The sequence below is a fragment of the Sphingomonas sp. genome (assembly GCF_017744835.1).
Lineage (GTDB): Bacteria > Pseudomonadota > Alphaproteobacteria > Sphingomonadales > Sphingomonadaceae > Sphingomonas.
In genome coordinates, this window is record NZ_JAGIAM010000007.1 from 72,233 (window position 1) to 95,862 (window position 23,630).

General features: G+C 68.2%; 27 protein-coding genes. 11 read left to right on the forward strand and 16 right to left on the reverse strand.

Annotated elements, in window-relative coordinates:
* Positions 1-5: 5 nt before the first annotated feature.
* Positions 6-167 (reverse strand): NepR family anti-sigma factor, encoded by a 162-nt coding sequence (locus tag J7500_RS17905; RefSeq protein ID WP_294063439.1) that lies wholly within the window; start codon positions 165-167, stop codon positions 6-8.
* Positions 168-448: 281 nt separating this feature from the next.
* On the opposite strand from J7500_RS17905, the gene J7500_RS17910 reads away from it, so the two are divergent.
* From J7500_RS17910 to J7500_RS17920, 3 genes are all read left to right on the forward strand, one after another.
* A complete protein-coding gene (locus tag J7500_RS17910) occupies positions 449-1,252 on the forward strand; it encodes a response regulator (RefSeq protein ID WP_294063441.1) in 804 nt (267 codons plus the stop codon).
* Between the two features lie 65 nt (positions 1,253-1,317).
* Positions 1,318-1,455: a hypothetical protein gene (locus tag J7500_RS17915; RefSeq protein WP_294063442.1), complete on the forward strand. Its 138-nt coding sequence runs from the start codon at positions 1,318-1,320 to the stop codon at positions 1,453-1,455.
* A gap of 93 nt (positions 1,456-1,548) precedes the next feature.
* Entirely contained in the window at positions 1,549-2,205 is a 657-nt protein-coding gene (locus tag J7500_RS17920; RefSeq protein WP_294063444.1) for a sigma-70 family RNA polymerase sigma factor, read from the forward strand.
* 198 nt (positions 2,206-2,403) lie between these two features.
* Here the strand turns inward: J7500_RS17920 and J7500_RS17925 are convergent, their stop codons facing one another.
* The 8 genes from J7500_RS17925 to J7500_RS17960 all read right to left on the reverse strand — a co-directional run bounded on the left by J7500_RS17925 (position 2,404) and on the right by J7500_RS17960 (position 10,522).
* Complete coding sequence (locus J7500_RS17925) at positions 2,404-3,567, reverse strand: NAD(P)/FAD-dependent oxidoreductase (RefSeq protein ID WP_294063445.1); 1,164 nt, start codon at positions 3,565-3,567, stop codon at positions 2,404-2,406.
* 154 nt (positions 3,568-3,721) lie between these two features.
* Entirely contained in the window at positions 3,722-3,901 is a 180-nt protein-coding gene (locus J7500_RS17930; RefSeq protein ID WP_294063446.1) for a hypothetical protein, read from the reverse strand.
* A 50-nt stretch (positions 3,902-3,951) separates the two neighbouring features.
* The gene (locus tag J7500_RS17935) at positions 3,952-5,022 is read right to left on the reverse strand and encodes a glycosyltransferase (RefSeq protein ID WP_294063447.1); all 1,071 of its coding nucleotides are present in this window, start codon (positions 5,020-5,022) and stop codon (positions 3,952-3,954) included.
* Entirely contained in the window at positions 5,019-6,101 is a 1,083-nt protein-coding gene (locus J7500_RS17940) for a glycosyltransferase (protein WP_294063448.1), read from the reverse strand. Before J7500_RS17940 ends, J7500_RS17935 begins: the two co-directional genes overlap by 4 nt.
* Positions 6,098-7,222, reverse strand: a complete 1,125-nt coding sequence (locus J7500_RS17945; protein ID WP_294063449.1) for a glycosyltransferase — start codon at positions 7,220-7,222, stop codon at positions 6,098-6,100. Before J7500_RS17945 ends, J7500_RS17940 begins: the two co-directional genes overlap by 4 nt.
* The gene (locus J7500_RS17950) at positions 7,219-8,328 is read right to left on the reverse strand and encodes a glycosyltransferase family 4 protein (protein ID WP_294063451.1); all 1,110 of its coding nucleotides are present in this window, start codon (positions 8,326-8,328) and stop codon (positions 7,219-7,221) included. Before J7500_RS17950 ends, J7500_RS17945 begins: the two co-directional genes overlap by 4 nt.
* Positions 8,325-9,413 carry an SDR family NAD(P)-dependent oxidoreductase gene (locus tag J7500_RS17955; RefSeq protein ID WP_294063453.1) on the reverse strand — a complete coding sequence of 363 codons (1,089 nt, stop codon included), beginning with the start codon at positions 9,411-9,413 and terminating at the stop codon, positions 8,325-8,327. Before J7500_RS17955 ends, J7500_RS17950 begins: the two co-directional genes overlap by 4 nt.
* Positions 9,410-10,522 carry an NAD-dependent epimerase/dehydratase family protein gene (locus J7500_RS17960; protein ID WP_294063455.1) on the reverse strand — a complete coding sequence of 371 codons (1,113 nt, stop codon included), beginning with the start codon at positions 10,520-10,522 and terminating at the stop codon, positions 9,410-9,412. Before J7500_RS17960 ends, J7500_RS17955 begins: the two co-directional genes overlap by 4 nt.
* Positions 10,523-10,671: 149 nt before the next feature.
* Here J7500_RS17960 and J7500_RS17965 point away from each other — a divergent pair, with 149 nt between their 5' ends.
* A complete protein-coding gene (locus tag J7500_RS17965) occupies positions 10,672-11,256 on the forward strand; it encodes a histidine phosphatase family protein (RefSeq protein WP_294063456.1) in 585 nt (194 codons plus the stop codon).
* Here J7500_RS17965 and J7500_RS17970 read toward each other — a convergent pair.
* Both J7500_RS17970 and J7500_RS17975 read right to left on the reverse strand, forming a co-directional pair.
* Positions 11,237-11,683 carry a DUF6165 family protein gene (locus J7500_RS17970; protein ID WP_294063457.1) on the reverse strand — a complete coding sequence of 149 codons (447 nt, stop codon included), beginning with the start codon at positions 11,681-11,683 and terminating at the stop codon, positions 11,237-11,239. The two genes, J7500_RS17965 and J7500_RS17970, sit on opposite strands and share 20 nt — an antisense overlap.
* Before the next feature lie 8 nt (positions 11,684-11,691).
* The gene (locus J7500_RS17975; RefSeq protein ID WP_294063459.1) at positions 11,692-12,573 is read right to left on the reverse strand and encodes a glycosyltransferase family 9 protein; all 882 of its coding nucleotides are present in this window, start codon (positions 12,571-12,573) and stop codon (positions 11,692-11,694) included.
* A gap of 189 nt (positions 12,574-12,762) precedes the next feature.
* On the opposite strand from J7500_RS17975, the gene J7500_RS17980 reads away from it, so the two are divergent.
* Genes J7500_RS17980 through J7500_RS17990 form a run of 3 tightly spaced genes read left to right on the forward strand, consistent with a single transcriptional unit; the run spans position 12,763 to position 15,700 of the window.
* Complete coding sequence (locus J7500_RS17980; protein WP_294063460.1) at positions 12,763-13,578, forward strand: TIGR04290 family methyltransferase; 816 nt, start codon at positions 12,763-12,765, stop codon at positions 13,576-13,578.
* The gene (locus tag J7500_RS17985) at positions 13,575-14,591 is read left to right on the forward strand and encodes a beta-xylosidase (protein ID WP_294063461.1); all 1,017 of its coding nucleotides are present in this window, start codon (positions 13,575-13,577) and stop codon (positions 14,589-14,591) included. Before J7500_RS17980 ends, J7500_RS17985 begins: the two co-directional genes overlap by 4 nt.
* Entirely contained in the window at positions 14,591-15,700 is a 1,110-nt protein-coding gene (locus J7500_RS17990; RefSeq protein WP_294063462.1) for an inositol-3-phosphate synthase, read from the forward strand. The genes J7500_RS17985 and J7500_RS17990 overlap by 1 nt, the downstream gene beginning before the upstream one ends.
* A 9-nt stretch (positions 15,701-15,709) precedes the next feature.
* On the opposite strand, the gene J7500_RS17995 is transcribed toward J7500_RS17990, so the two are convergent.
* Positions 15,710-17,218 carry a hypothetical protein gene (locus tag J7500_RS17995; protein WP_294063464.1) on the reverse strand — a complete coding sequence of 503 codons (1,509 nt, stop codon included), beginning with the start codon at positions 17,216-17,218 and terminating at the stop codon, positions 15,710-15,712.
* A gap of 133 nt (positions 17,219-17,351) precedes the next feature.
* Positions 17,352-17,621, reverse strand: coding sequence for an SWIB/MDM2 domain-containing protein (locus J7500_RS18000; RefSeq protein WP_294063465.1), 270 nt, complete (start codon positions 17,619-17,621; stop codon positions 17,352-17,354).
* Between the two features lie 310 nt (positions 17,622-17,931).
* Here J7500_RS18000 and J7500_RS18005 point away from each other — a divergent pair, with 310 nt between their 5' ends.
* From J7500_RS18005 to leuA, 4 genes are all read left to right on the forward strand, one after another.
* Complete coding sequence (locus J7500_RS18005; RefSeq protein ID WP_294063553.1) at positions 17,932-18,888, forward strand: zinc-binding dehydrogenase; 957 nt, start codon at positions 17,932-17,934, stop codon at positions 18,886-18,888.
* Positions 18,885-19,868: a Gfo/Idh/MocA family oxidoreductase gene (locus J7500_RS18010; RefSeq protein WP_294063467.1), complete on the forward strand. Its 984-nt coding sequence runs from the start codon at positions 18,885-18,887 to the stop codon at positions 19,866-19,868. Before J7500_RS18005 ends, J7500_RS18010 begins: the two co-directional genes overlap by 4 nt.
* A gap of 53 nt (positions 19,869-19,921) precedes the next feature.
* Positions 19,922-20,074: a hypothetical protein gene (locus J7500_RS18015; protein WP_294063469.1), complete on the forward strand. Its 153-nt coding sequence runs from the start codon at positions 19,922-19,924 to the stop codon at positions 20,072-20,074.
* Between the two features lie 200 nt (positions 20,075-20,274).
* The gene (gene leuA, locus J7500_RS18020; RefSeq protein WP_294063470.1) at positions 20,275-21,933 is read left to right on the forward strand and encodes a 2-isopropylmalate synthase; all 1,659 of its coding nucleotides are present in this window, start codon (positions 20,275-20,277) and stop codon (positions 21,931-21,933) included.
* Between the two features lie 60 nt (positions 21,934-21,993).
* On the opposite strand, the gene J7500_RS18025 is transcribed toward leuA, so the two are convergent.
* The 3 genes from J7500_RS18025 to J7500_RS18035 all read right to left on the reverse strand — a co-directional run bounded on the left by J7500_RS18025 (position 21,994) and on the right by J7500_RS18035 (position 23,628).
* Entirely contained in the window at positions 21,994-22,380 is a 387-nt protein-coding gene (locus J7500_RS18025; protein WP_294063471.1) for a PRC-barrel domain-containing protein, read from the reverse strand.
* 131 nt (positions 22,381-22,511) lie between these two features.
* On the reverse strand, positions 22,512-22,871 hold the full coding sequence (locus J7500_RS18030; RefSeq protein WP_294063472.1) for a dihydroneopterin aldolase: 360 nt from the start codon (positions 22,869-22,871) through the stop codon (positions 22,512-22,514).
* A complete protein-coding gene (locus tag J7500_RS18035) occupies positions 22,864-23,628 on the reverse strand; it encodes an SDR family oxidoreductase (RefSeq protein ID WP_294063473.1) in 765 nt (254 codons plus the stop codon). The genes J7500_RS18030 and J7500_RS18035 overlap by 8 nt, the downstream gene beginning before the upstream one ends.
* Positions 23,629-23,630: the final 2 nt, after the last annotated feature.

A 23,630-nucleotide genomic window follows, 5' to 3' on the forward strand; every position in this document is an offset into this window, starting at 1 on the left:
GATCGTTAGTCGAGCTTCTTCAGCAGGTCGAGAAGGTCGTCGGGCACAGCTTCGCCGACCGCCTCGTCATAGGCGCGGCGCAACGCTTCACCGACGTTGCGGCCAGGTTTGCTGGTCTCCCCTCCCTTGGCCTTCGGCGATTTCTTTTCGTCTCTAGCGGAACGCACCAATTCCCCCCTGAGGACCCGGGTAGTCCGGGGCCCGGACTAATGAACGAACGTCTCCATACGCAAGCGTTTCGATACTGCCATGACGGCGGAGCGCAAGCGTTGGATGTGGTACAGGCGCACCACGTGGCTTGGGCGATGAAACCAAACAGCCGCTCGATTGTTCCACAGCCGATGTGATTTCCGGGGAGGGGCTCCTTCGGGATAGCAGAATCATTTGCAAAGGTTACGCTCGGACGCGAAGAAACGCCTCCGGGCCCTCGAAGGAGAATAGTTCGCTTATGTCGCTTGGACAGCAACTCGCGCCCCATCTTCCACTGCTTCGCCGTTATGCCCGCGCGCTCACCGGCAGCCAGGCCGAGGGGGACCGCTACGTACGTGCCGCGCTTGAAGCCATTGTGGCGGCACCCGATCAATTTCCCCGCGATACCGATCCGCGGCTGGGCCTCTACCGCACCTTCCAGGCGATCTGGCAGTCGACCCATCTCGAGGAGGACGAGATCGTTCCCGAAAGCGCCAACGAGAATGAGGCGATCGCCCGTCGCCGGCTCGCGCGCCTGACCCCGCTGTCGCGCCAGGCGCTGCTCCTCACCACGGTGGAGGGATTCAGCGTCGAGGACGCCGGCTATCTGATCGAGGAGGATCCCGAGAGCGTGTCGAAGCTGGTCGCCGAGGCGGTCGCCGAGATCGAGCGCCAGACGCGCACCCGCGTGATGATCATCGAGGACGAGCCGCTGATCGCGATGGACCTCGAGCAGATCGTGCGCGACCTGGGCCATGAAGTCACCGGCGTCGCCGTGACTCGCGACGAGGCCGTGGCGCTGGCGATGGAGGACCGGCCGGGGCTGGTGCTCGCCGACATCCAGCTGGCCGACGACAGCTCGGGCATCGACGCGGTGAAGGACATCCTCGCCGAGTTCAGCGTGCCGGTGATCTTCATCACTGCCTTCCCCGAGCGGCTGCTCACCGGCGAGCGGCCCGAGCCGACCTTCCTGATCACCAAGCCGTTCCAGCGCGAGACGGTGAAGACCACGATCAGTCAGGCGCTGTTCTTCGATCAGGCAACGGTTCCCGCCGCGGCGTGAAAAAAATCTCCGGCGCGGGTTCCACATGATACGGAGCCAAAACGGTTCTCGCGGGTTGGATGTACATGGCTGAGAACAACGAACCCATCCATGTAACCACCGATCGGGCCCGCGCCGGTGCCACCCCACACATGACCCGCTATGTACTGGGCGTCGGCCTGGTACTGGTGGTGCTCGCTTTCGCCTTCATCGTCTTGCTCTGATTTCGGGAGCGTTGGATTATGCTGGCAATCGCGGAAGCGGCCCCTATCTCCCCTGTCTGCCGTTCTTCGGCGCGCGCAATTGAACGGGATCGAATGACTCAGTCCGAAAAGCCGGCTGGAAGCGTGGAATCCGCAGAGGATGCGGAGGCTCCGCGGGAGCATGTCGCGCTCTCCGACCCCGAGTTCAAGAAACAGCTTGCCCAGGTGATCCCGCACCTGCGCGCCTTCGGGCGTTCGCTGTCGGGCAGCCGCGACCTGGCCGACGATCTGGTGCAGGAGACGCTGCTCAAGGCCTGGGCGGCGCGCAAGCGCTTCCAGGCGGGCACCAACATGCGCGCCTGGACCTTCATCATCCTGCGCAACCTCTATCTCAGCCAGATGCGCCGCGCGCGCTTCAAGGGCGAGTGGGACGATCTGGTCGCCGACCGGCTGCTCGCCGCGCCGGCGAGCCAGGACCGTCATGTCGAGCTGTCGGACATGCAGCGCGCGCTGATGCACCTGCCGCAGCCGCAGCGCGAAGCGCTGATCCTCGTCGGCGCAGGCGGCTTCGCCTATGAGGAAGCAGCGGAGATCTGCCAAGTGGCGGTCGGCACGATCAAGAGCCGCGTCGCGCGCGGCCGCGTCGCGCTCGAATCGCTGCTGACGGAGGGCCAGCTTCCCTCGCGGCGCGAGGCGCTCGCCAACCCCGAGGGGAAGAGCGCGCTCGACACGATCATGGGCGAAGTCGACGACCTCAGCCGCGAACGCTGAGGCGTCGGTTGTGGGCCGGAGAGGCGCGCGAATAGGATTTCGCGCGCCTAGCTTCCCACTTTTCCCGCGCATCGAGACATAAAATTGTGCGCGCGTGACATTTCGTTGCGCATTGTCGGGCGTGTGAGGCCGCCATCTACCGGTTCAAAGGGCGGGCGCGGCAAGGCCGAGCCAGCGCCGAGCTGATCAGACGAAATCCTATTTTGCAAGCGCCTGCCCGGCGGCCCAGCCGCTGGCCCAGGCCCATTGGAAATTATAGCCGCCCAGCCAGCCGGTGACGTCCACGGCCTCGCCGATGGCGTAGAGGCCGGGAACCTTGCGCGCTTCCATCGTCTGCGAGGAGAGCTCGGCGGTCGAGATGCCGCCCACGGTCACTTCGGCCTTGGCGAAGCCTTCGGTGCCGTTGGGACGGAACTGCCAGTCGGCTAGGCGCTGGGCGGCATCCTGGAGCTTGCGGTCGGGCAGGTTGGCGAGCTCGCCGGCCAGCGCGAGCTGCTCGGCCAGCGTCTCGGCCAGCCGGTCGGGAAGCAGTTCGGAGAGAAGCTTGCGGAGCGTGGTGCGGGGACGCGCGCGCTTGGCGTCGGTCAGCCAGCCTGCGGCCGCATCGGGGAGGAAATCGATGCCGATCGGCTCGCCGGGGCGCCAATAGGAGGAGACCTGCAGGATCGACGGGCCCGACAGCCCGCGGTGCGTGAACAGCGCGGCTTCGCGGAAGCGCGTCTTGCCCGCGCGCGCGATCACTTCGGTGGAGACGCCCGAGAGCTCGCGGAACAATGCCTGATCCGGCGGCAGGGTGAGCGGGACGAGCGCGGGGCGCGGTTCGACTACCTTGAGCCCGAAGCGCCGGGCAAGGTCATAGGCATAGCCGGTGGCGCCGAGCTTGGGGATCGACGGGCCGCCGGTGGCGATCACCAGCGCGGGCGCTTCGGCATCCTGGACCCGGAAGCTGCCGTCGGCGTGGGTGACTTCGCCCGCGGGGCGGCCGGTGCGGATGTCGACGCCGCCTTCCGCGCATTCGTCGAGCAGCATGTCGACGATCTGGGTGGCCGAGCCATCGCAGAAGAGCTGGCCCAGCGTCTTCTCGTGCCAGGCGATGCGGTGCCGCTCGACCAGCGCGAGGAAATCCTGTGCGGTGTAGCGGCCGAGCGCGGACTTGGCGAAATGGGGATTGGCGGACAGATAGCGATCGGGCGCGACGTGCAGGTTGGTGAAGTTGCACCGCCCGCCGCCCGAGATCAGGATTTTCTTGCCGACGCGATCGGCATGGTCGAGCAGCAGTACGCGCCGGCCGCGCTGCCCGGCGACGGCCGCGCACATCAGCCCCGCGGCGCCGCCGCCGAGGACGATCGCGTCGTAGTTCATGATCCGCGCGCTACGCTTTTTTCGTCACCCCCGCGAAAGCGGGGGCCCATCTCCGGCGCTAGCAGCGCACACCAGCCCTGTTGTCTGGGCCGGCCCCGGCACGAGATGGGCCCCCGCTTTCGCGGGGGTGACGGCGGAAGGGCGGACATGGCGGTCAGCGCAGCTTGGCGATCGACAGCCCGTCCTGCTTGGCGCGCTCCTTCACCGATTCCTCGCTGCGCGTGAGCGCCTTAGCGATCGCCTTCAACGCCATGCCCTTCTTGGCGAGCGTGTGCAGCTTCTGGACTTCATCGGGCCGCCAGGGCTGGCGGTGGCGCTCGAAACGCTCGGACATGCTTGCTCCATCGCCGGGGCGTCCGGCGTCTGGCCGCGCTAGCACCTCGCTCAGGCGGTGGCGAGTAGCGGCCGCGTCTCCATCGCGGCGGCGAGATGCGCCTCCAGCTCGGTCGCGCGATGCTCGGCGGTGTGCTCGGCGAGCACGCGCGTGCGCGCTGCCTCGCCGATCGCCGAGGCGTCGCGCTCCAGTGCCGCCAGCACGTCGTTGCTGTCGTCTGCGAGGATGATCTCGCGCTCAGGCGCCAGGATGGTGTCGAGCCCTTCCCAGCGGTCCGAGATGATCGGCGTGCCGCAGGCGCAGGCCTCGAAGATCCGCACCGAGGGCGACCAGCCGGCCGCGATCATGTCGGCGCGCGTGACGTTGAGCGTGAAGCGCGAGGCGCCGTAGAAGCGCGGATGCTCGGCCGGCGGGCAATGATCGATGCGCTCGACATTGGCCGGCCAGTCGATGTCCGCCGGATATTGCGGGCCGGCGACGACGAAGCGCAGCTCGGGCCGGGCATGCGCGGGCTCGATCAGCAGCCGCTCGAGCGTCGGTTGGCGATCGGGGCTGTAGGTGCCGAGATAGGAGAGGTCCCAGCGCTTGGGCACGTCGAGCGGGCGATAGGCGGCGGCGTCGACCGAGCAATAGAGCGCGCGCGCCGCGGGCGAACCGTAATCGCGCTCGATACGGCCGAGCGTCGGGCCTCCGGTGAAGGAGAAATAGACCTGGTAGCCCGGGATCACTTCGGGCGAGAGATATTCGAAGTCTTCGCGTTCGAGCTTCGCCAGCGTCACCGGCGTATCGATGTCGTAGAAGGCCGTGACGCCCCCCGCTGTCGCCTGGACGAAGCGGCCCACGGCCACGCCCTCGGGAACATAGGAGCCGACCAGCACTGCGTCGGCGGCGGCGATGTCGCGCTCGAAGCGGCCGAGGTCGTCGAGATCGGCATAATATTCGAGCCGGCAGAAGCCCGGCTCGGCCAGATCGCGGTTCTCGCGATACCAGGGCATGTCGCGCTCGAGGAAGAGGATGTCATGGCCGCGCGCGGCAAAGGCCTTGAGCAGCGCGCGAAAGGTGGTGGCATGGCCATTGCCCCAGGAGGAGGACAGCGACAGGCCAAGGACGACGAGCTTCATGCCGCCACCTCGATGCGCGCGCGGTGCTCGGTGAGGAGCGCGTCGACCTGCCGGCCGCGGAGTTCATAGGTGTGTTCGGCGAGGACGCGGCGCAGCGCCGCCTCGCCGATCGCGCGGGCGCGCTCGGGCGTGAGATTGCGGAGATGCTCGGCGACGTCCTGCCCGTCGCGCGCGACCAGCACTTCCTCGTCGGGCTTGAGGAACAGCTCGATGCCTTCCCAGGCGTCGGTGATCAGGCAGGCGGCGGCGCCTGCGGCTTCGAACACGCGCGTCGCCGGCGAGAAGCCGATGTCCGCCATCGAATCGCGCGCGACGTTGAGCACCGCCGCAGGCGTGCAGTTGAAGCCATTATGGTCGGCGGTGCCGACATGGCCGATCGCGCGGACATTGGCAGGCATGCCCTTGTCCGCCCAGCCGTTGCCGCCGAGCAGGAAGCTGCGCTCGGGCAGCAGCGCGGCGGGCTTGAGGAAGAATTCCTCGATCCGCGCCTCGCGGTCGGGCAGCCGGTTGGCGAGCAGCGCCAGATCGGCCTCGAACCGCGGATCGCGCGGGGCAGGGTGGTGCGTTTCGGGATCGAGCGCATTGTAGACGGGCACGCAGCATTCGGCACCGAAACCGCGATAGGCCTTCACCACCGGCGGCCCGCCACCATAAGTGAGGACCAGATCGAGATCGAGCAGCGCGCTGTGGAGCGGATGATCGGCGTCGCGGCGCATCTCGTCGAGCGTGGCAGCGGCGTCGACGTCCCAGAAGATGCGCAGCGCGCTGGCGTGGCGCAGGATGCCGTGAAGCAGCTCGGCGTCGAACACGCCGACGCCGCTCGCCTTCACCACTACCTCCGCGTCGGCGCCCGCCTCGAGCACGTCGCGCACGCCGGCCTCGGTCGCGGGATAGACGACAACGCGCGCATAGTCCGGCGGATCGATGTCGCGGTGCTGCTGCCGGTCGAAAGCGTCGGGCTCGTAGAAGGTGATCTCGTGCCCATGGGCGTGGAGCGCCTTCAAGATGCCGCGGTAATAGGTGGCCGCGCCGTTCCAATAGGAGGAAAGCAGGCTCGATCCGTAGAAGGCGATCTTCACGCGACGTTCCTCATGACTTCGGTGGATGCCTGCGCAGGGCGGAGCTGGGCGACGATCGCCAGCAGCTCGTCGCCGCGGTGGGCGCAGCTGTGGCGCGCGCGGATCGTCTCGAGCCCGCTGCGCACCAGCTCCGCGCGGAGATCGGGATCGTCGCGCAACGCGCGAAGGTGATGGGTCATCTCCTCGCCGTCGCGCGCGACGAGATAGTCCTGCCCGGGCCGGAACAGTCCTTCGGCATCCTCCCAGGGCGCGGACACCAGGGGGATGCCGCACGCCAGCGCCTCGAACACGCGGATGGTGGGGATGCCCGGCAGGATTGTCGCATAATAGCGGCGGGGGACATGCACCGTCGCCAGGTGGCGCGCGAAGATCTCCGGCGCGCGGGCATTGGGCGCCCAGCCGTGATAGCGCGCACCGTGGCGGGTTAGCGCGGCTTTGGCCTCGGCGGGATAGCGGACGCCGTAGACGTCGAGCGGCAGGCCGGCCTGTTCGGCGGGGCGGAAGAGGAAGCGTTCGAGTTCCTCGGTGCGCTCGCCGTCGCCCCAATTGCCGATCCAGACCAGCCCGTCGCGCGGCTGCTCGGTCGCGGGCGGGTGGAAGAGGCGGGTGTCCGCCGCCTCGTGCCAGGTCCAGACGCGCTCGCCCCACCCCCAGTCGCGATAGACCCGCGACAATGCCTCGCCGAACGCGAGGACGCCGTCATAGCCGTTGAGGTCATAGGCGCGCATCTCTTCGGGCGCGCTCACCGCGCGGTGATGCGTGTCGTGGAAGAGCAGCGTGAAGGGCGCGCCCAGGCGGCGGAGCGTTCCGAGCTGGGCGACCAATTTTGGTTCGTTCCACTCGTGAACGATAACCAGATCGGCTCCATCGGCGAGCTGCTCGAAATGCGCCATCGCCGTGTAGGTCTGCGCGCGGAGCTCGGGATAGGCGGTCCTGAACGCGTCCAGCCCGGCGTCGCCATGGTCGGCGAGGAGGTTGGCGAGGCTCCACGAACCCTCCGGTTCCCAGACCTGCACGTCGTGCCCGCGCGCGATCAGCTCACGCAGCACGCCGCGGAGGAAATGAGCATTGCCGTGGTTCCAGCAGCTGGCGAGCGAATGGGTGAAATAGACGATCCTCACGCCGCCCTCCGCGCCGGCGCTTCGGCGGCGAGCTGAGCGAACAGCGCCGCCATCGCCTCGGCCGTGGCCTCGGGCGTGAAGCGGGCCGCGCGGGCGCGTGCCGCTTCCCCCAGCCGGTTGCGGAGTGCAGGGTCTGCCAGGATCGCTTCGACGGCATCGGCGAAGCCCGCGTCGTCGTCGGGCGCTACGAACAAGGCGGCTTCGTCCCACAGCTCGCGGAAGCTGCCGATGTCGGAAAGCAGGAGCGGGCATCCCGCCGCTGCGGCCTCGAGCACCGCGAGACCAAAGGGCTCGAACGAGGCGGCCGACACGAACACCGGGCGTGCGGCGAGCCGCTGCGCGAGCGCTGCGCCGGAGAGATGGCCGAGCGCGCGCATGTGGCGGAGGGCGATGGTCTCGCCGTGCGGGCCTTGCGTGGTGCCTGCGGCGAGCAGGGGCACGCTGAGCCGGGCCGCGGCGCGATCGAGCGTGTCGGCGCCTTTGACGCGATCCCAGAGCCGGCCGACGGTGAAGGCGAAATCCTGTGCGGTGACGCCGGCGGGCAGCGCGAGCGGGCGCCGCCCGTTGTGGATCGCGAGCGGCGCTTCGGGCAGCCCATAGTGGCGAGCGACGGTGGCGGCATAGGCGGCGGTCGGCGCCACCACCCGGTCGGCCGCGTGCAGCCCATCGCGCATCAGCTTGCGGTGCCAGCGATAGTCCGCAGGCTCGCCGCCGTGCGCGGCTTCCCACCAGGTGGAGACGCAGCCGTGCGCCACGGCGACCACCGGCATCGGGAGGTCGGCGCATGCAGCGAGCGCCGGCGCGTTGAGCTGGACAAGGTCCGCGCGCGCCTCCCTGGCGAGTTCCGCGATCGCCTGGCCTGCCGCGATCACCGGCTCGGGTCCGCCGCACAGCCAGTCGAGCGGCAATCCCGTCTCGACCAGCGCCAGTTCCGGCACGGCAGCGGCCTCGGCGCGCTGCTCGGGGGAGGGAGCGGGGCCCAGCACCGCGAGCGTGGTGCGCACGCCATGCGGCGCCAGCGCGCCGGCCAGCTCAACTGCATATTGCCAAACGCCGCCGACGGTATCGGCGGTCATCAGCAGCCGAAGACTTCGGTCCTCGCTCATGCGGGCACCTTGAGCAGGGCGGGCTCGGCGAGCGGTGCCAGCGTCCAGCCCAGATCGCGCTCCTCGGCGAGCCAGTGGGCGAGCGCTGCGACGCCGTCGCGCCACGGCAGCCTGGGGCCGAGCCCCAGCGCCGCCTCTGCGTTGCGCGTGTCCGCGACGAAATAGCGCTGGTCGCCCGCGCGCCAGTCCGAATAGTCGAGCTTCACTTCGCGCCCGATCAGGTCGCCCATGTGCGCGAGGAGCTGGCGCAGGCTGATCGCATTGCCGGGGCCGCCGCCGAGATTGAAGGCGCGGCCGGCGACCTTGTCGATCCGCTCCCAGGCGCGGACATAGGCCTCGACGGCGTTCGACACGTCGAGCACGTCTCGCACCTGGCAGCCGTCGCCGTAGAGCGTGATCGGCTTGCCCTCGAGCGCGCGGATCAGGAAATGCGCGACCCAGCCCTGATCCTCGGTCCCCATCTGGCGGCGGCCGTAGATGCAGCTCATCCGCAGCACCGCCGCGGGTACGCCGAAGCTGCGCGCATAATCGAGCACATATTGGTCGGCCGCCCCCTTCGAACACCCATAGGGCGTGTGGAAGTCGAGCGGCCGATCCTCTCCTATCCCATATTTGCGCACCCGCGCGTCGAGCGGGACATAGGCGTCGCCCTCGCGCTCGAATTCCAGGTCCGCCAGGTCGCCATAGACCTTGTTGGTCGAGGCGAAGACGATCGGTGTGCCGGTGCCGCGAAGCGCATCGAGCACGTTGAGCGTGCCGCGAATGTTGATCTCGAAATCCTCGCGCGGATCGGCGAGGCTGGTGGTGACGGCGACCTGGGCGGCGAGGTGGAATACCGCCTTCGCCCGGCGCACGGCCTGCGCGACGACCGGCTCGTCGCGGACATCGGCGACGATCGCCTCGATCTTGCCGGGATGCCGCTCCTCCAGCCAGCGCAGGTTGCGCTCGACCCCGGCGCGGCTGAGCGCGTCGTAGATCAATATGTCATGGCCTTCGCCGGCCAGCCGGTCGGCGAGGTTCGATCCGATGAAGCCGGCGCCGCCGGTGATCAGGATCGGGCGGCGGTCCTTGGCGGCGGCCCTCATGCGACGAGCCCCCGCTGCTCGAGCTCGGCGCGCGCCTGCGCGACCCGGTCCTCGGCGGTCTGCTCGGCGACCCATTCGGCGAGCTCGGCGAGGCCCTCCTCGAAGTCGGTCCGCGCCCCGAAGCCGAGCTTCTCGGCGGCGAGGCCGGTGTCGCAGAAGCAGTGCCGGATGTCGCCGATGCGTGCCTTGCCGACGATTTCGGGCTCGACATCGTTCTTGCCCATCGCGCGGGCCAGCGCCTGTGCGACTTGCGTGACCGAGCGGTCCTGGCCCGAGCCGATGTTGAACGTGCCGCCTGCCACGTCCGGGTGGACCAGCGCATCAGCGAAGGCGCGGGCCACGTCGCTGACATGGACGAAGTCGCGCCGCTGCTCGCCATCCTCGAAGATCATCGGCTGCTGGCCGTTGAGCAGCCGCGAGGCGAAGATCGCGAGCACGCCGGTATAGGGGTTCGAAAGCGCCTGGCCGGGGCCATAGACGTTGAACAGCCGCAGGCACACGCTCTCGATGCCATAGGGCTGGCCCATGATGTGGGTGGTGCGCTCCTGCACATATTTGTTGAGCGCATAGATCGAGGCGAGGCTGGGCCGCTTCCACTCGGGTGTGGCTACGGGCACGAGCGGGCGACCCTGCGCGTCGAGCGGGTCCCAGACCTTCTGCCCGTCGCGCACCACGCCGCGCTCGGCATTCTCGACCAGCGCGCCATTGGCATCGCGATAGAGGCCTTCGCCGTAGATCGACATCGACGAGGCAGTGACGACGCGGCGGACCGGGTGGTCGATGAGCCGCTCGAACAGCACCGCGGTGCCCACGTCGTTCGCCGAGGTATAGCGCTCGACTTCGTACATCGACTGGCCGACGCCGACTTCGGCCGCGAGATGGATCACGCTGTCGACGCCGTTCAACGCCCTCGCCACTGCATCGCCGTCGCGTACATCGGCATGGATACGCTCGACATCGGGGAGATCGGCCGGCCAGTCGTTGCCGCCATGGACCTGGGGGATCAGGGCATCGAGCACGCGGACCCGGTTGCCCCTGCGCAGCAATTCTCGCGTTACGAAGCGGCCGATGAAGCCTGCGCCGCCGGTGATCAGAACGGTCTCGGTCAAGGCTGTTCCCTCGCTCAGGTTGGATCCAGGTCGGGAGGAGCGTTGCCGCGTGTTGCCCGTTACGCTCTCATGGCCTTCCGAATGCCTCTTCTTCCTCTTTGTTCCCCCGGGGGTCGTGCCTGCTGGCTCGCGCATGGATGCAGCATCGCATGAAGGCCGTGATGCTGGTCCGCCACGGCTCGCACGCCGAGCTGGGGCGCGTGCTCAGCGGGCGATCCGAGATCGCGCTCGACCCGCGAGGTCGCGCCGAGGCCGAGGCATTAGTGGATGGGCTGGAGGGGACGCCGATCGCCTCGCTCCACGCCAGCCCGCGCCGCCGTGCGCGCGAGACGATTGCCCCGCTCGCCGAGCGGCGCGGGCTGGCGGTGCGAGCTGCGCCTGCGCTCGACGAGATCGATTTCGGCGCCTTCGCCGGACGCGAATTCGATGCGCTGCAGGGCAATGCCGATTGGGACCGCTGGAACGCCGAGCGTGCTACCGCGCGCTGCCCCGGTGGCGAGACGATGGCGGAGGCGGCCGCGCGCGCGACGGGCTATCTGCTGGCGCTCGCCGACGCGGATTTCCCGGCGCTCTGCGTCACCCACTGCGACATCATCCGCGGCATCGTCGCCGAACAGACGGGCAGGGGTTTCGGCGCGATGTTCGAACTCGACTGCGATCCCGCTTCGGTGACCAGTTTCGCGATCGAGGGCGAGCGGCTGCGGCCGGTCTCGATCAATCGGCGCTTCCGATGATCAGCTCGGGCGCGGTCTCGGTTCCGGTGGCGACGAAGCCGGCGTAGCTCTTCTCTTCGACCAGCTCCGAATTGAGCACCTGGTTGATCTCGCGCTTGAGCCGCGCGCGCTCGTCGTTGCGCTGATAGACCCAGCGCGCGAGCTGGACGAAGCGATCGTCGAAGCGCCCCTCGGCCTCATGCTCGCGGACCGCATCCTCGATCTCCCAGAGCGCTTCGTTGACTCGCTTGAGCCCGTCGAGCAGCGGCGCGATGCCCGGCGCGTCGAGCACGCCCGAGGCGATGGCGCTGAGCAGCCGATGCTCCTTGAGAACGTGCGTGCGCGCCTCGGGCCGGACGATCCGCTCGCGCTTGATCTCGAGGATCGTGATCTTGTCGAGCAGCTCGCCCCAGGAAACCGGGACCGTGGGGCTTTCGAGGCATTGCATCGGCCGACCTACCTTTCCGCCATTATTGTGCTCCGTGCCTTGAGGTCGGCGTCGACCTGCTCGAGCACGGAGTCCCAGTCTCCCGCACGGGGCTGGGAATAGAGGCGCATCGACGGATACCAGGGGGTGGAGGTTCCCTGCGTCGGCCAGCGCCAGTCGGGATCGGCCTTGAGCAGCAGCCAGACGGGCCTCCCCATGGCCCCGGCGAGGTGCGCGACCATGGTGTCGACGGTGATCACCAGTTCGGAGCCCGCGATGAGCGCGGCGGTTTCCGCCATGTCGAAGGCGCAGCCCCCAGGGTTGAGCACGTCGAGCGAGCAGGGCTCGGCCATCAGCGTCACGCAAGGGGCATGGCGGCAGAGCGGCGCGAGCAGCTCCTGGGGCACGCAGCGCGACGGGTCCCAGTCGCCGGCGCCATAGCAGAACGCGACCGATCGCGGAGGCAGCGCGGCGGGCTGGGCGCAGAGATAAGGCGGCGGCGCCGCGTCGGGGCGAGCGCCCAGTGCGAAATCGAGCTCGGTGATCTCCAAGTCGCATTCGGACGGGGGCAGCGGGTGCGCCGGATCGAAGGGCCGGAGTTCGAATTCGCGCTCCGCCAGATCCGCGAGGAGCGGCAGCAGCCGCGGCTGCACCTCGACCGTCAGCGAAGCGGCGCGCCGCGCCAGCAGCGGCAGGAAGCGCGCGAACTGGATGGTGTCGCCGAGCCCGTGATAGCAGCGCACCAGCACCTGCCGGTCGTCGAAGCTGCGGCCGTCCCACACCCAGCGCAGATGATAGGGCAGTGCCGCGTCGTCGCGCGTCGCCGGATCGCGCTCGGCCAGCGTCGCTTCGGAGATTTGCCAGGCGTCCTCGAACCGCCCGGAGCGCATCGCCTCCACCCATGTCCCCATGCGATCCGCCATGTCGGAGCAATGTCGCGCGAGCCCTTCTGTTCCGCAGATTTCATCGCCGGGAACGTGCAGGGGTCAGCTTTGTTGAGCCCGGGACGGTGCGCAGGCGGAACAGCAACCCCTTACGCCCGTTAGCGAAACGAACGTCATCACCACCTGCAGGCCGAAGCCGCGGGAAAGGGGGCGCAATTGAGCCAGGTTGTCGAATATAGTTCGGACAGGATCGAAACTGCCAAGCTGCGCGCCCGGATCGAGGCGCTCGGTCCCTGGTTTCACAATATCGATCTCGGCGGCGTCCACACGGCGCCCGACCATTTCCTGGGCGACTATCCGCGGTTCAAGTTCGAACGGTTCGAGCATGCGCTGCCGGAGGATCTGAGCGGCAAGTCGGTGCTCGACATCGGCTGCAACGCCGGATTCTATTCGATCGAGATGAAGCGCCGAGGTGCGGCACGCGTGGTCGGCATCGACAGCGACGACCGCTATCTTGCGCAGGCGCGCTTCGTGGCCGAGACGCTGGGGTTCGACGGCATCGAGTTCCGCAAGCTCGACGTCTACGACGTCGGCGCGCTGGGCGAGAAGTTCGACGTCGTGATCTTCATGGGGGTGCTCTACCACCTCCGCCATCCGCTGCTCGCGCTCGACCTGATCCGCGAGCATGTCGCCGGCGACCTGATGCTGTTCCAGACGATGCAGCAGGGCTCGAGCGACGTGCTGCTGGTGCCCGAGGACCATCCCTTCCACGTGCCCGGCACCGGGCGGCCGCCGGGCTTTTTCGACAATCCGGCCTATCCGAAGATGCACTTCATCGAGCGCAAGTTCGCGAACGACTGGACCAACTGGTGGGCGCCCAATGCCGCCTGTGCCCAAGCGATGCTGCGCGCCGCGGGCTTCGCGATCGAGGCCCAGCCCGAAGAGGAAGTCTATCTCTGCCGCGTCGCGCCGATCCCGTTCGAGGAACTGGCGGATACGATGGCGGTCTATCCGGCGAGGGGGCAAGAATGATCGAAGCCGCGATGATCTGGAACGAGCCCAACAACAAGTCCCACTGGGACCCGGCGCTCGATCCCGACTGGACGATCTTCGCGGAGACGGTGGTGCGCGCGGGCAATGCCATCGCGGCCGTCAACCCCGAGGTGAAGCGCGTGCTGGGCGGCATGTCGCCGATCGACCCGCATTGGGTGAACCGCATGCGCGCGCTGGGTGCGATCGACGCGGTCGACGTGGTCGCGGTCCACGGCTTCCCGCTCGACTGGAACCTCTGGCCGATCCAGGCCTGGCCCGACAAGATCGCCGAGATCGAGGCTGTGGTGCCCGACAAGGAGATCTGGGCTACCGAAGTGGGCGTCGGCTCGTTCGGCGCCGAGGAAGTCCAGGTCTTCGGTGTGCGCAAGACCGCCGAGCTGCTGCTCAACCGCGTGCCGCGCGTCTTCTGGTATTCGCTGTTCGACCTGCCGCAGGAATGGGGCGCGACCACGCGTCACCGCGAGGCGGAGGGCTCGAGCTACTACCGCCATTTCTACCTCGGCCTGATCCGCGCCGACGGCACGCCCAAGGCCGCGCTCGAGGATTACGCCCAGGTCGCCGATCGCATGGGCCTGATGCAATGGTTCCATTTCGAGGACCCGCGGCTCGACGACGCGGTCGCCTGGATGAAGCGGCTCGGCGTCCGCCATCTGCGCACCGGGCTGAGCTGGGCCGACAGCTTCCGCCCGAATGCGATCGACTGGTTCGACCGGCAGATGGAGGCGCTGGCGGACTTCGACACCACCGTCACCTTCTGCTTCACGCCCGAGCATCTGGGCGAGGGGCGGCACCACACCAGTCCGCCGCGCGATCCGCAGCAGTTCGCCGATTTCTGCGCCTGGATGGTCGACCGTTACGCGCCGGGACAGGGCGCACGGCCGGCGGTCGCCGCTCCCGAAGTGCCCGAGGGTTTCGTGCCCGAGGCGCCCGAACTCTCGACTCTCCACCTCAACCGCGACGAACGCCTCGCCGCTGAACGGAGCGCTGCCTGATGCTGTCCCCAACTCCCCGTTCGATCAACGTGGCGATCGTAGGCGTCGGCAATTGCGCGAGCAGCCTGGTGCAGGGGATCGAACATTATCGCAGCGGCGCCAACGACCTGGTCGGGCTGATGCACCTCGAGCTCGGCGGCTATCGACCTGCCGACATCAACGTGGTCGCCGCCTGGGACGTGGATCGGCGCAAGGTGGGGCGCGACGTGGCCGAGGCGATCTTCGCCAAGCCCAATTGCACCGCCGTCTTCTGCGATCACGTCCGCGCGACGGGGGCGAAGGTCCGCATGGGCCGCGTGCTCGATGGCATTGCGGAGCACATGACCGACTTCCAGGACGACCGCACCTTCATGCTCGCCGACGAGCCCGAGGCGAGCCGGGAGGAAGTGATCGAGGTCCTGCGCGAGAGCGGTGCCGATGTGCTGCTCAACTATCTGCCGGTGGGATCGCAGGCGGCGAGCGAATTCTACGCCGAATGCGCGCTCGAGGCCGGGGTGGCGCTGGTCAACAACATCCCCGTGTTCATTGCCAGCAATCCCGATTGGGCGGCGCGCTTCGAGGCGGCGGGGGTGCCGATCATCGGCGACGACATCAAGGCGCAGCTGGGCGCGACCATCGTCCACCGCGTGCTGACCGACCTGTTCGCCAAGCGCGGCGTCAAGCTCGAGCGCACCTATCAGCTCAACACCGGCGGCAACACCGACTTCCTCAACATGGCCAACCGCAAGCGACTGGCGTCGAAGAAGATCTCCAAGACGGAGGCGGTGCAGGCAGTCGCGGCGGAGCGGCTGGACGACGAGAACATCCATATCGGCCCCAGCGACTATGTGCCCTGGCAGAACGACAACAAGGTCTGCTTCCTGCGCATGGAGGGGCAGCTGTTCGGCGGGGTGCCGATGAACCTGGAGCTGCGCCTGTCGGTCGAGGACAGCCCCAATTCGGCCGGCGTCGCGATCGACATGATCCGTTGCGCGAAGCTCGCCCGCGATCGCGGCATCGGGGGCCCGATCCATCCGGCCGCCGCCTTTTTCTGCAAGCATCCGCCCGAGCAGATGACCGACGACGCGGCCTATGCCGCGCTCGAGGATTTCATCGCCGGCGCGGCCTGAGCGCGGCTATCAGCTCCGCGACGCCGCGGTGGCAGCCTCGGAAGTGCGATAGAGGGCGCTGTTGCCCTGCGCCCAGATGCGCTCCATTCCGGCCGAAGCCCGCGGCGGTGGACCGTCCGCGGCTATTACCCAGACATAGTCGAAAGCGGTGCGCGGGATGCGCCCCAATCCTTTTGCCACCTGGTCAGGCTCGCAGCGCAGGAACTGCGACGGGTCGGCCGCGAACGCGCCCGCACCAACGGGCGGCGTGATGCGCACGAGCGGAGCGCCGGCAAGCGCCCATTGTTCGTTGGAGAAGGCGTTCCGCCGGGCGAGCGCCAGACCGCCGAGATGGTCGAGCCGGCTGTCGGCCCAGTGACGATCGCAGCCGGGTGAGACCAGCGAGGCCAGGCGGACATTTTCCGGCAGATGTGCGAGGGCGCGCAGCTCGTCTCGATAGTCGGCGTCGTACAGCGCCATGCTGAGTGCCAGCCCTGCCATCCGCAGCAAGACGAAGACGAGGATGGCGATGCCTACTCCCTTCGCGGCGTCGGCCCGGGGCCGCAAGGCCATCAGCGCGAGGAGGATCGCATAGGGGGCCAGCCGAGCGTCGGCGAGTGCCGAGCCGAACAGCCATTTTGGAAGCGCCAGGAAGGCGATTGCCAGCGCGAGCGCGCACCAGAGCAGCGCGGGCGCTGCGGTCACCCAGCCGCGGCGCACGGCGACATAGGTTCCGAACCCAAGTGCGCCGAGGCAGGCGAGATCCCATGCCGCCCAGCGATCCCGGAGGACCGTGGCGAGCGCGAGGAGCTTGGTATCCGCCTCGAGGAAGCCGTGGGTCAGTCCACCGGAGCCGGATCGCCATGCCAGCATCAGCAGCAGCGGAAGTGCGAGCGGAACACAGGAGAGCGCCGCGCCTGAAATTGCGCGCACGAAGCCTCGGCCCCGCCGCCGGTGCAGTTCGACCGCGAAGGTCGTGAGCGCGAGCACCGCCCAGCCATAGGCGTGCATGACCCAGAGCAGCGCGCCGACAGGTACCATCAGCGCAGCGCGCAGCCGCCGCTTGCCGAGGCGCTCCAGCCGCAGCCATAGCGCCAGCCCGGCCAGCGCACCGGCCATCGCCAGGGCATAGTTGACGAAGCCCGCCAGGAACGCCTGGTTGTAGGCAAGGGGGAGAGCGAGGAATGCGGTGGGGCTGATGCGGCCATGCACTTCGCGCGACAGCCAGAGCGCGGCCGCCACGGTGAGCACCGGCGTGCCCACCGCCACCAGCTTGGCGGCCGGCAGGAGCCCGATCGCGGGCGCCAGCGCCGCGACCAGAAGGTCGCCGGCCAGATTGGGCACGAGCCGCCACTCGAAATGATACCAGGCTGCGGTCGGCGCGTCGGGACCGGCGAGCATGACATGGTAGCGCCCGATATGGCCGGGCAGGTCGGTCAGCGGCGGGATCGCAGGCCAGAGCAGCGGAAGCGCCGCGACGAAGAGCGCCGCCACCACCATCATCGGCCGCAGCCAATATCTTGCTTCCGCCTCCCGCATCGGAGAGCGGTACTAGCGTCTAGACGTTAAGAACTGGCGCAGCATCCCGCGGCGTCCAACGCAAAACGGGGCGGACTCTCGCGAGCCCACCCCGTTCCGGTTTCCGGCAGGCCGGCGCTACGCCGGCCGCCTGTTACTTGACGTGCTTCGAGACGTGCTTGTTCATCTCGAACATCGTCGCCTTCTTGGCGCCGAAGACCTTCTCGAGCTTGTCGTCCGCCAGGATCTCCCGCTTGTTCTCGGGGTTCTGGAGGTTGTTCTTCTTGATGTGCTCCCAAAGCTTGCTGACGATCTCGCTGCGCGGCAGCGGACCGTTGCCGACGATCGCGGCCAGCTCCGGGGAGGGGGTCACCGGCTTGGCAATGCCGCCGCGCGCTCCGCCAGATGCTTTAGTCTCGGCCATGTGTCTCTTCTCCTGTTCTTGCCCTGAAGGGCTATTTGCTTCGTCGGCGCCCCCGGTGCGAAACCTCTCCCGCCGTTGCCGAACCGACGATGTACCGCGATCCGCCCCCTAAGGGCGCGGACCTGCTCCCTTTTGATCGTGCTCTTGGGCGTCTGTCTAGCCATGCAGTGCGCCGGAGAACCGGTTTTTACGGCAATTTGCGGCGGAATCGCACCTCACAGCGACCGTTAACGATAAAAATGGGCACTGGGGGAACGCCGGGGCGACTCTTGGGGTTCGGCTCCCCGAAAGGGGTTCTTCGTTGAACAAGATGCGCGCCGCCGTGGTCACCGGCCCCCGTTCGTTCGCCGTCGAGAGCGTCGAAAGGCCCGAGGCTGGCGAGGGCGAAGTCCGCATCCGGCTGGAAGGATGCGGCGTCTGCGCCTCCAATGTCACGCCCTGGGAAGGGCCCGAGTGGATGCAATTCCCGACCGATCCGGGCGGCATGGGACACGAGGGGTGGGGCACGATCGATGCGGTCGGGTCGGGCGTGCAAGGGCTGGCAGTGGGCGACCGCGTCGCCGCGCTCTCGTTCAAGAGCTTCGCCGAATATGACGTCGCCAGGGCCGATGCGGTGGTGAAGCTCCCCGAGGCGCTTCGGGGCCAGCCTTTTCCTGGCGAGCCGCTGGGCTGCGCCTTCAACATCTTCCGCCGCAGCGACATCCGCGCCGGACAGGCGGTGGCGATCATCGGGATCGGCTTCCTCGGTGCGATCCTCACGCGGCTGGCCAAGGAGGCTGGCGCGCGAGTGATCGCCATCTCGCGCCGCCAGAGCTCGCTCGATCTCGCGCGCCGCTATGGCGCGGACGAGGCGATCGTGATGGACGATCACTGGCGCATCCTCGAGCAGGTCCGAGGCCTGACCGGCGGCGGGGGTTGCGAGCGCGTGATCGAGGCGGTGGGCAAGCAATGGCCGCTCGACCTCGCCGGCGAACTGGTCGCCGAGGTGGGCAGGCTGATCGTTGCCGGCTATCACCAGGATGGCCCCCGCCAGGTCAACATGCAGATGTGGAACTGGAAGGGCATCGACGTGATCAACGCGCATGAGCGTGACCCGAAGGTCGCGCTTCAGGGCATTCGCGATGCCGTGGAAGCGGTGGCGAGCGGCCGTCTCGACCCTGCGCCGCTCTATACGCATCGCTATGGTCTCGACCGGCTGGGCGAGGCGCTCAACGCCACGCGCGACAAGCCCGACGGTTTCGTCAAGGCGCTGGTGGAGTTCGCATGAGCCGTCCGCGCGTCGGCTTCCTCGGCACCGGCTGGATCGGACGCCACCGGATGGAGGCGATCGTCGAAACCGGCGCGGTCGAGGTCGTGGGTATTGCGGATCCGTCGCTGGAGATGGCGGAAGAAGCTCGCAAGCTCGCCCCCGATGCTGCGCTCGTGGAGGACATCGAGGGACTGCTCGATCTTAGTCTCGACGGGCTGGTGATCGCCACGCCCAGCGCGCTTCACGCCGAGCAATCGATCCAGGCGCTGGAGCGCGGCGTCGCGGTCTTCTGCCAAAAACCGCTCGGCCGCACCGCCGCCGAGGCACGCGCCGTGGTGGACGCTGCGCGTGCCGCGGACCGGCTGCTCGCGGTCGACTTCTGCTACCGTCACCAGCGGGGGACGGAGCGTGTCGCCGAGTTGGTGCGCAGCGGCGCGCTGGGACGCGTCTTCGCCGCCGATCTGGTCTTCCACAACGCCTATGGGCCGGACAAGCCGTGGTTCTATGACCCGGCGCTCTCCGGCGGGGGCTGCGTGATGGACCTTGGCGTCCATCTCGTCGATCTTGCGCTTTGGATGTCCGGCTTTCCCGAAGTGGTCGAGGTCCGCTCGCAGCTCTTCGCCGGCGGCGAGCCGCTGACCGGCACGGATCGGGTCGAGGATTATGCCGTCGCCCAGATCGCGCTCGCCGGCGGTATCTCGGTGCGGCTCACTTGCTCGTGGCGGCTGCATGCGGGACAGGACGCCGTTATCGCCGCTGAATTCTACGGCACCCTAGGCGGGGCGGCGCAGCGCAACGTCGGTGGCTCCTTCTACGACTTCGAGGCGCAGCGCTTCGCCGGCACGGCACGCGAGACGATCGCCAGCCCGCCCGACGCCTGGGGCGGCCGTGCCGCCGCCGACTGGGCACGCCGGCTGGCGGCGGGCGAGCGGTTCGACGCGCAGGCCGAGGGGCTGGTGCGCGTCGCCGAAGTGATCGACCGCATCTACGGGCGCTAGTTGCCCACTTCGCTTGGCGTGCTAGGCTCGGGCGGAGAAGGGGAGGGCTTGCGATGCGGCTTCTGGCGCTGTGCGGACTGGTGTTGCTGAGCGGATGCGGCGGCGGCGGGACCACCGGCACCAACTATTCCGATCCGCCTCCCATGGCCGAGATCGTCGCCACGCCGATTTCCACGCCGAGCCCGAGCCCCGCGCCGGCGGAATAGAATCTGGGGATGAGTGGACAAAAGCCTCCGTCCGTCCCATAAGACCAGCGTGACGAACGTACTGCGCCTTGGCCTGCGACTTATTCGCCCTTAGGGGCCGAACCGCCGCGCGCGCACGTCCCTAAGGGTAAATTCGAGCCTTCCAGTCAGCACGGCGCCTGCGCTATGCGCGCGGCCGCATACCCCGAGAGACATGTCCCATGTTGCGCGATCCTAGCGTCAAATACCGTCCCTTCCCGCAGGTCGACCTTCCCGACCGGCAATGGCCAGGCCGCACCATCACCAAGGCGCCGCGCTGGCTGTCCACCGACATGCGCGACGGCAACCAGGCGCTGATCGACCCAATGGACGCCGAGAAGAAGCAGCGTTTCTTCGACCTGCTCGTGAAGGTGGGCGTCAAGGAGATCGAAGTCGGCTTCCCGAGCGCGGGCGCCACCGAGTTCGACTTCATCTCGGGGCTGGTCCAGCAGGACAAGGTCCCCGATGACGTGATCATCCAGGTGCTGACCCAGTCGCGTCAGGATCTGATCGAGACCAGCTTCCAGAGCCTCAAGGGCGCGAAGAAGGCCATCGTCCATCTCTACAACGCCGTCTCGCCGGCGTGGCGGCGGATCGTGTTCGGGATGAGCCGCGATGAGATCAGGGGCATCGCCATCGCCGGCGCCAAAGTACTGCGCGACGAGGCGGCCAAGCAGCCCGACACCGACTGGCATTTCGAGTACAGCCCCGAGACCTTCTCGACCGCCGAGCTCGATTTCTCGGTCGAGGTCTGCGAGGCAGTCATGGACATCCTGCGCCCGACGCCGGAGAAGCCGCTGATCCTCAATCTGCCGGCGACGGTCGAGGCGGCGACGCCCAACATCTATGCCGACCAGATCGAGTGGTTCTGCCGCAACATCCGCAACCGGGATTCGGTCGTCATCAGCCTGCACACGCACAACGACCGCGGCACCGGCGTCGCCGCGTCGGAGCTGGGGCTGCTCGCGGGCGCGGACCGCGTCGAGGGCTGCCTGTTCGGCAATGGCGAGCGCACGGGCAACGTCGATCTCGTGACGCTGGCGCTCAACATGTACACCCAGGGCGTCGATCCGGAGCTCGACTTCTCGGACATCGACGAAGTCATCCAGACCGTCGAATATTGCAACGCGCTGCCGGTGCACCCGCGCCATCCCTATGCCGGCGAGCTGGTGTTCACCGCCTTCTCGGGCAGCCATCAGGATGCGATCAAGAAGGGCTTCGCGGCGCAGGCGGCGCGCAACGACGAATTCTGGGACGTGCCCTATCTGCCGATCGACCCCAAGGACCTGGGGCGCGACTACGAGGCAGTGATCCGCGTCAACTCGCAGTCGGGCAAGGGCGGCGTCGCCTGGGTGCTCGAGCAGGACCGCGGGCTCAAGCTGCCCAAGCGCATGCAGGCGGACTTCTCACGCCACGTCCAGCAGCTTGCCGACGAGACCAGCCGCGAGCTCAACGCCGCCGACATCGGCGCGCTGTTCGAGCGCACCTATCTGCCCGGCGACGACGCGCGGATCGCGCTGGTCGACTATGAGGAGAGCGGCACCGCGGGGAACCGCGTGTTCGTCGGCCGTATCGCGATCGACGGCGAGGCGCGCTCGATCTCTGGGCGCGGCAATGGCCTGATCTCGGGCGTGATCGACGCGCTCGCGGGAAGCACCGGCCCCAAGCTCGACGTGGTGGACTATAGCGAGCACGCCATCGGCCACGGCGCCGACGCGCAGGCCGCGGCCTATGTCGAATGCCGCACCGACGACGGGCGCACCGTGTTCGGCGTTGGCATCGACGCGGACATCGCCACAGCTTCGGTGCGCGCGGTGCTCAGCGCGGCGAACCGGGTCTAGTTTTTTCGAGAGCGAGCGTATCCGATCCTCCCCTTGCGGGGGAGGACCGGAAGAAGCTCGTCAGGCCGGATAGTTCAGCCCGTAATAGCCGTAGACGCGCTCGTTGTACTCGCGGTCGTACTGGGGCTCCTGGTCCTGGCTGTAACGCGGCGCGGCTTCGAGGAGATCGCGGTCGATGTCGACGACATAGCCGCCCTGGTCGGTGTCGTAGGTGAGCTTCTCCCACGGCAGCGGATAATAGTCGCTGCCCAGGCCGAAGATCCCGCCGAACTGGAGCACGGCATATTCCACGGTCCCCGACCGCTTATCGACCATGAAGTTGTAGATGGTGCCGAGCTTTTCCTCGTTGCGATTATAGACCGCGGTGCCCTCGACCTTGTTCGACGCGATCAGGCGATCGGTCTCGTCGGTGGCGATGTTGTCGGTCGCGGTGGTGGTGTCGTTCATCGGCTCGTCTCCTAGACTCGCCCCCGCCCATGCAGAAGGTTCAACGCCTGGCATGACCGCTCGGTGACAGGCTTAGCGCCGCGAAAGCCAGTCCGTGCCGGATCTGCGCCGTGCGATCGGCGCCACCGACTTCAGGCGCCTTTGCGTGCTCGCACCACTTCGCATCCGATCCGCGCGTCGGGATAGATGTCGGGCTTCATCGAGCGGACGCGCACTTCCGCGACGCGCGGGTCGCTGAGGGCCAGCGCGGCCACGGCGTCGCACAGCGTCTCCTGCAACTCGAAATGGCGGGACGCCGTCAGCTTCAGGATCTCGTCGCGCAGGAAGTCATAGTCGACCACTGCCTCGATGCCGTCGGAGGGAGGCGCATCGTAGCGGCAGGTCATCGCGACGCTCAGCACGACGCGCTGGGGCGCCGATCGCTCGCGCGGATGGATGCCGAGCCCCATCGTCACTTCGAGCCCGTCGAGATGGATGACATAGTCAGCCACGCGGACGCTCCCGGCCCTCGAACATCACGTCGCCGTCGCGGGACAGGAAACGCTGGCCGCAGTCGACGAAGACATTCTGACCCGTGATGCTGCCGGTGGTCAGCAGCTGCTCGACCGTCGCCGCGACGTCGCCGAGCGCCACCGGGCGCTGAAGCAGATTTTCCCGCGCATGCTCCGCGAACTCCTCCGGCGTCTGGTCGAGACTGGGCAGGGTGAGCCCGGGCGATACCGCGTTGACGCGGATACGCGGCGCCAGCGCGCGCGCCAGCAACTCGGTGGCGGTGGCGAGCGCGGCCTTGCTCAGCGTGTAGGTGAAGAAGTCCGGATTGAGGTTGGCGAGCTTCTGGTCGAGCAGATTGACCACGGCGCCCTCGGCCAGGTCGTCCTGCGCCGCCAACGCAGAGGCGAGCGCGACGGGGGCGCCGCAATTCACGCGCATGTGCCTGTCAAGCAAGTCGAAGTCGCCCAAAGGCAGCGCGTCCCAGGCGAAGAGCGAGGCGTTGTTGACCAGGCCCTCGACCGGCCCGCCCAGCCCCTCGCGCGCCGCCGCGATCAGGGCGGGGGTCGTGGCGGCATCGGCCAGCTCGCCGCTGACCACGCAGGCGCGTCCGCCCTCGGCCGCGATCTGCGCGCGCAGTGCCTCAGCTTCGTCGGGGGCGTGATGATGATGGATGGCGACGGCGTGCCCGCGTAGCGCGAGCCGGCGCGCGATCGCCGCGCCGATGCGCTTCGCACCGCCCGTCACCAGGACGCGCATGG